The following is an 898-nucleotide window of genomic DNA, read 5'->3' on the forward strand; positions in this document are numbered from 1 at the left end:
TTTATGTTATAAACTTGCTTTACCATTGTTTGTACCGATTCACTATATGACTCGTCATTAATTAGTGTTAATAATAGATTAATATAATTTTGAAAATAGTAGATCATTTATCCATACTCGTTCTCACAATGACCATTGTTTTGATTCGATAAGGGACTGACCCAATGCCGAACTATCCCGTCAATAAAATCAGCACGTCCGATGAACAGATAAATATTTTACAAATCACTGATTTGCATTTATCCACGCCTGTCGCTGCTGATACTGACAGTAGTCATGTCAATGAGGTGGGTGATTGTCAGCGTAATTTTGAAGCTGTACTGCAGCAAGCACTGAATGAAGATATTCGCTGTGATTTGATTATCGTGACTGGCGATCTGGTCAGTAAAGTAAAGCCCGCCACCTATGACCATATCTTTGATGTACTACAGGCAACCCAAATTCCTTTTGTATGCATCGCTGGCAATCACGATGTGACTGATGAGAATGGTGAAGACTTGCCGTTTTTTCAGCGGACACTCATTGCCCAGCCTGCTGACTCACGCTTACTCAGTCGGCACATCATTGAGAGTGATCACTGGCAGCTACTGTTATTAGATTCGTCTATCACAGGGAAAGTGGCAGGTGAGATAACCACTACAGATATTGATTGGTTATGCAAACGGCTTGAGGCATGTGATAAGCCTGCGCTTATCGCCCTACACCATCACGTCATTCCAGTAGATTCTGACTGGATTGACACCCATATGGCGCAAAACGCTGAAACCTTTTGGGAGTACATGGCGCCTTTTGAACATTTACAGGTGATTATTAGCGGTCATACTCACCAAGAGCAGATTCGTTATCGCCAAGGTGTGACTGTTTATAGCACGCCGTCTACCTGCTATCAATTCAAACC

General features: G+C 42.2%; 1 protein-coding gene. It reads left to right on the top strand.

Going from position 1 to position 898, the window contains the following annotated elements; translation table 11 throughout:
- Positions 1-164: 164 nt before the first annotated feature.
- Positions 165-898 (top strand): metallophosphoesterase (locus tag ACS8FC_RS15720; protein WP_439297457.1); only part of this gene is annotated, 734 nt, incomplete at its 3' end.

It is taken from the genome of Psychrobacter sp. 1Y4, from assembly GCF_051847555.1.